A 5,518-nucleotide genomic window follows, 5' to 3' on the forward strand; every position below is an offset into this window, starting at 1 on the left:
CTTGGCCGCGTGCACCCGGCCCCGCCCAGTTCCTCGGCGGTGACCACCTCGTTGGTGACCGTCTTGACCACATCGGGCCCGGTCACGAACATGTAGCTGGTGTCCTTCACCATGAAGATGAAGTCGGTCATGGCGGGGCTATAGACGTCGCCGCCGGCGCAGGGACCCATGATCACGCTGATCTGGGGCACGACGCCCGAGGCCATGACGTTTTCCATGAAGATGTCGGCATATCCGGCCAGGCTGTCGACACCCTCCTGGATGCGCGCGCCGCCGGCGTCGAACAGGCCGATCACCGGCGCGCCGACCTTCATGGCCTGGCGCTGCACCTTGACGATCTTGGCCGCGTGGGCGCCCGACAGCGATCCGCCGAACACCGTGAAGTCCTTGGAGAACACATAGACGATCTTGCCGTTGATCGTGCCCCAGCCGGTGACTACGCCGTCGCCGGGGATCTTCTGGTCCTGCATGCCGAAGTCGGCGCAGCGGTGCTCGACGAACATGTCGAACTCCTCGAACGAGCCTTCGTCGAGCAGCAGGTCGATACGCTCGCGCGCCGTCAGCTTGCCCTTGGCGTGCTGGCTGGCCACGCGCTTTTCGCCGCCGCCCGCGCGGGCCTGCTCGCGACGACGGTCCAGTTCTTCAAGGATGGTGTGCACGCGAACGCTCCCCTGCTCAAACCTGGCGGCTTGGCCACCTTATAAAAACGAGCCCTAGCGAGGCGCGCCCGGTCTGGCAAGGCGGCCCTTGCGGCAGTGCAGCAAGCGGCGGGATCGGAAGGTCAGCGCCGCAGGGCCGCGAACCATTGGTCCAGCGCCTCGGCCTCGATGGCCAGGGCCTGGGCCCGGGCCGCGGCCTCGGCGTCCTGACCCCAGATGTCGGCCTGGAAGATCTCCTCCAGCCGCGACAGGTCCAACGCCTTCCGGCCGGTGACGGCGCCGGCGCGAAGGGCCAGGGACAGCACGGTCGAGCCCAGCAGCCCCGCGCCATAGGCCACCCCGGCCAGGCTGAAGTCATCCAGGGTCAGGGCCAGGGCCTCGACGGCGGCCAAGGTCGCGGGCGGCTGGGGGGCGTGGACCACGGTGTTGACCGGGGCGAAGCTCAGGCCCAGCTCGGCCTTGGCCCAGTCCAGCATCGCGCCCCACTCGCGCGCCTGGCGCTCGACCAAGGGGGTCGGGTGTTCGGCGTGGTAGCAGAGCAGGTCCGAGCCGGCATAGGCGGCGACCTCGGCGGCGACCTCGGCCCGGGTCTCGGCGATCCGGTCGATGGCGGTGAAGGCCAGCCGCGTGGCGGGCATGGCGGTGGAATCGATGACCTCGACCTGGGCGTCCCACTCGCCGGCCACCAGCTGGGCCAGGGCCAGGCTGGGCAGGACCAGCGGCTTGCGGGCCGGCGACTTAGGCGTGCGGCCGTCCAGCTGCACGGCGAAACCGCCCTCGACGGGCGCCGCGGCGGCGAGCTTGTAGAAGCGGCGGGGGCGTTGCAGCAGGTCGGGTTTGTCGGCCACGGCGAAATATCCGGTTCGGGCGGACATCTACCTGATGTCCGCCACACGTTTCGAGGCGAGGGTGAGGCGCGGAGTCCTCGGCCCTAGAGCCCTTTCGCTTCAGATGGAGCCATCCAAAGCGCTCAAATGGACTCTAAACGTTTGATTCTAGAGCTTTCTATCCCGTTTTCAGAGCTCCATGAAAACGGGACAGGCCCTAGCGCCGCTTCAGCTGCTTGCGGGCGAACGGATCGGCCTCGGCCTCGTCCTCCGAGAAGCCGAACTTGGCGAAGCCGGCCTTCATCTCGGGGCTGAGCGGGGCCTCGATGTGCAACATGCCCACCGACGGGTGCGGCAGGTAGATCGAGCGGGCGTGCAGCTGCAGCTTCAGGCCCTCGGACAGCTGGCCGGCCTTGTCGTCGCTGTATTTCGGGTCGCCGAGGATCGGATGGCCGATGGCCTTCATGTGGGCGCGCAGCTGGTGCGTGCGGCCGGTATGCGGGCGCAAGGCCAGCCAGGTGACCCGCGGTCCGGCGCGGCTGATCGAGACATATTCGGTCTCGGCCGGCTGGGCGTCCTTGTCCTTGGGCTCGGCGGGCACGACCAGTTCGCGGTCGCCGACGCCGCGCTTGGCGAGGTGCAGCTCGATCACGCCCTCGACCGGGTGCGGGTTGCCCGCGACGATGGCCCAGTAGGTTTTCTGCGCCTTGCGCTTGGCGAACGAGCCCGACAGACGGGCCGCCGCGCCGGGGGTCTTGCCCAGCAGCAGCACGCCGGAGGTGTCGCGGTCCAGCCGGTGGACCAGCTTGGGCCGGTTGACGCCCTCGCCCCAGGCGCTCAGCAGCTTGTCGATGTGGTGGGTGGTCTTGGTGCCGCCCTGCACGGCCAGGCCGGCGGGCTTGTTCAGCGCCAGGACCTCTTCGTCCTCGTAGAGCACCAGCGACTTGGCGAAGGCGATGTCGCGCGGCGACAGGGCGCGCTTCTCGTCCTTGTCGGGCGCTTCGGGCAGCGGCGGGACGCGGACCTGGCTGCCGGCCGCCAGCTTGGTGTCGGCCTTGACGCGCGAGCCGTCGACCCGCACCTGGCCGGAGCGGAACAGCTTGTTGAGCTGGATGTGGTTGAGGTGCGGCCAGCGGCGCTTGAACCAGCGGTCGAGACGAACGCCGTCCTCGCCGTTGTCCACATAGAGGGTCCGAACTTCGTTCATGCCGCAAACATCCTGCGGGCGACGATCAGGCCCGCGAAAAGGGCCGCCACGGACAGAAGCACGCTGGCGGTCGTATAGGAAAAGGCCTGGCCGTAGGCGCGCTTCTGAATCATCAGCGCCACCTCCAGCGAAAAGGCCGAAAAGGTGGTGAATCCGCCCATGACGCCCACCGCCAGCAGAACGCGCCATTGTTCATGGTTAGCGTCGGCCTTGTGGGCGAGCCAGGACGCCAGGGCGCCCATCAGAAATCCGCCGACGACATTGACGGTAAAGGTGCCATAGGGCCAGGCCGAGCCCAGCAGGCGATAGGTCGAAAGGCCCACAAGATAGCGGGCGACGGAGCCGGCGGCTCCGCCAGCGGCCACGAGGAGCAGTTTGATCATGGGCCCTTATGCGCCGCGCAGCGCCATACGCCAAGCCGCCGCTACGATAACCATTTGTTTAAACCCTCTTCCTGCACCGGCCATTAAGCGCGCGGCCGCCATTCTGACGACACCCCCCTCCGGCCCGCCAGGTTCCATGTCGTTCGAAATCCGCGCTCCTGCCGACCCGCCCGAGCACCTCGCGCTCAGCGGACCGATGCTCAATCGCCTGGCCGGTTCCGACCTGGTGGCGCGCGGCTCTGTCAATGTCATCAGCGTCAAGGCGATCCGCCTCTGGGCCGGCGACTGGTGGGAAAAGAAGCGCGACGACGTCTGGACCTATGTCGACCGCAAGCTGGCGCAACATCTGGATCGCCAGGACCTGAGGGGCCGTGTCAACGAGGACGACTTCCTGATCGCCATGGCCCAGGACCAGGGTCTGGCCGCCCAGGCGGCCAGCGTCCGGATCCTCGAAGACGTTCTGACCCATGTGCTGGGCGCGGCCAGTCCGGAGGATCTCAACGTCCGCTCGGTGGTCGGCGTCGGACCTGACGGCCTGGTCTGCCGACGGGTCAACGCCGCCGTCGTTCTGGCCGCCAGGGCCCGGCGCGACTCCGCCCACTCGCCCCTGCGGCTGGACATCGAGCTCAGCGACGAGACACGGCGTACGCCGGTCGCCTTCACGACCGCCGGCGGGGTCGCCCTGCGGGTGGACTTCGCGCTGGAGCACGTCATCGGCCTGCGGCAGGGCGTGACGACCGCCGTGCGCATCGAGCCGATCGTCACCCATCTGGGGACCGGTCGCGCCATCAACAGCCGGGCGATCAGCCGCCTGCCCGACCGCGACGCGGCCTTCATTGACGAGGCGGCCCTGAAATTCGCCGCGGTGTTCGCGGCGGCCTCTCAGGGGCATGAGCGCCCCGACCTCATCGTTCCGGCCTCGTTCCGCACCCTAGGCACCCAGCGCGGCCGCGACCTGCTGACCGGCACCTCCGGCCTGTCCCTGGCCCAACTGCGCGGCGGAGTGATGATCGAGCTGATCGACATCACCCGCGGCACCCCCGCCGGCCGCCTGCTCGAGGTGGTCGGCCTGCTCAAGGCCCTGACCCGCGGGGTGATCGCCCGCATTCCGCCCGAGCGCGAGCCGTTGAAGAGCCTGCGCGACGCCCGGCTGTTCGGCGTCAGCCTCGACGCCTCGGACCTGGTCGGCCCCGCCGACAAGATCGCCGCCGAGATCATGGACTTTGGTCGCAACGCCCATGGCCTGGCCGCGATGACCATCCTGCAGGGCCTGCCGATCGAGGGCTATTTCACGGCCGCTGAAACCGCGGGCCTGTCTCATGCCGGTTTGAGAGCCAAGCTCCCGGCGGCTCCGGCGCAAAGGGCGGCCGCCTAGAGCGCCGCCCGTCCCTCGCCGACGGTCCGAATGATGTCGCGCGCCCGATAGACATCGGCGCCGGTCGGCGGCGGTCCCTTGCCGAACACGACTTCGAGCGACGCCGCCGGCGCTGGGCCGGGACCGAGATTGAAGCTCGTGCCCAGGCCGACTCCGATCCCGCCGCCCCGACCATAGCCGCCCGTGCCGCCGCCGATCGACAGGGTCGATCCCCGACGCGGGGCATCCTGGCGCATCGCCCGATCGGCCACCCGGAACCAGTCATAGCCGTCGCGCACCGCCAGCTCGGCGGCGCGCAGCAGGGCATAGTCGGCGACCTGGGCCTCGGGCGCGCCGGGTCCGCCCTGGAAGGACACGCGGTAGCGTCCGGCCTCCAGCCGATAATCCGAAAAGCCGGCCTGACCGGCGCGCGCTGCGCGGCATAGAGCGTTGGGGCGGTCGTGGCGCAGGCGCCCCAGCAGGACGGTGGCGGCGGCGAGGGCGATCAGGATTTCATGGCGCAATCTCCTCCTGACCTAACGAGCCGCCTCGGGCTCGTGTTCCGGCGCCGCCAGGCCCAGTCGATCGAGCATGACCTGGAAATCGCTCGGGATCGGCGCGGGTGATCCGCCGCTCGCCGCCCTCGGGATGGGGAAAGACCAGCCGGGCGGCGTGCAGCATCAGGCGCGGAACCGCCGTCCCGCCCAGCATCAACGCCCCGCCATAGCGGCTGTCGCCCGAGATCGGCCGGCCGATCGAGGCCATGTGAACGCGCAACTGGTGCATGCGGCCGGTATCCGGCGACAGCTCGACCAGGGCCGCCGTCGCATTGGACGCCAGGGGTGCGATAGCGGCTACGGCGTCCTCGGCGTCGGGATGGTCGGGCGGACAGACCCGCATATAGGCCTCGCGACCGATCGACTCGCGGCGCAGGGGCGAATCGATCTGGCCGCCGCGCGGCTCGGCGCCCCCGGCGCGACGATGGCCAGATAGGTCTTAGCGAAACCGCTTGGCCATCAGGGCCTTGCCCAGGAACGACGCGGCCGGCTTGGTCCTGGCGGTCAGGATCACGCCCGAGGTGTCGCGGT

The 5,518-nt window shown here is 69.4% G+C and carries 5 protein-coding genes and 2 pseudogenes; 1 reads left to right on the plus strand and 6 read right to left on the minus strand.

The annotated features are described in order from the left end of the window. The 4 genes and pseudogenes from CSW58_RS08905 to crcB form a co-directional block, all read right to left on the minus strand. A pseudogene (locus tag CSW58_RS08905) lies at nucleotides 1–659 on the minus strand (carboxyl transferase domain-containing protein); the annotation flags it as partial. A gap of 122 nt (nucleotides 660–781) precedes the next feature. After that, nucleotides 782–1,507, minus strand: coding sequence for an ATP12 family chaperone protein (locus tag CSW58_RS08910; protein WP_099447056.1), 726 nt, complete (start codon nucleotides 1,505–1,507; stop codon nucleotides 782–784). A 196-nt stretch (nucleotides 1,508–1,703) separates the two neighbouring features. After that, complete coding sequence (locus CSW58_RS08915; protein ID WP_099447053.1) at nucleotides 1,704–2,693, minus strand: RluA family pseudouridine synthase; 990 nt, start codon at nucleotides 2,691–2,693, stop codon at nucleotides 1,704–1,706. Then, nucleotides 2,690–3,076 carry a fluoride efflux transporter CrcB gene (gene crcB, locus CSW58_RS08920; protein ID WP_099447054.1) on the minus strand — a complete coding sequence of 129 codons (387 nt, stop codon included), beginning with the start codon at nucleotides 3,074–3,076 and terminating at the stop codon, nucleotides 2,690–2,692. Before crcB ends, CSW58_RS08915 begins: the two co-directional genes overlap by 4 nt. Before the next feature lie 136 nt (nucleotides 3,077–3,212). Here crcB and CSW58_RS08925 point away from each other — a divergent pair, with 136 nt between their 5' ends. Beyond that, a complete protein-coding gene (locus CSW58_RS08925; protein WP_099447055.1) occupies nucleotides 3,213–4,451 on the plus strand; it encodes a hypothetical protein in 1,239 nt (412 codons plus the stop codon). Here the strand turns inward: CSW58_RS08925 and CSW58_RS08930 are convergent. Next, nucleotides 4,448–4,954, minus strand: coding sequence for a hypothetical protein (locus CSW58_RS08930; protein WP_236627736.1), 507 nt, complete (start codon nucleotides 4,952–4,954; stop codon nucleotides 4,448–4,450). The genes CSW58_RS08925 and CSW58_RS08930 overlap by 4 nt on opposite strands. Nucleotides 4,955–4,966: 12 nt before the next feature. Further along, nucleotides 4,967–5,518 (minus strand): annotated as a pseudogene (locus CSW58_RS08935) (RluA family pseudouridine synthase); the annotation flags it as partial.

The organism is Caulobacter sp. B11, from assembly GCF_002737765.1.
Classification (GTDB): Bacteria; Pseudomonadota; Alphaproteobacteria; order Caulobacterales; family Caulobacteraceae; genus Caulobacter.

Bases quoted from the DNA above. Each gene is read 5' to 3' on its own strand.
- CSW58_RS08915 (WP_099447053.1), bottom strand. From the start codon at position 2,693: ATGAACGAAGTTCGGACCCTCTATGTGGACAACGGCGAGGACGGCGTT.
- crcB (WP_099447054.1), bottom strand. From the start codon at position 3,076: ATGATCAAACTGCTCCTCGTGGCCGCTGGCGGAGCCGCCGGCTCCGTC.
- CSW58_RS08925 (WP_099447055.1), top strand. From the start codon at position 3,213: ATGTCGTTCGAAATCCGCGCTCCTGCCGACCCGCCCGAGCACCTCGCG.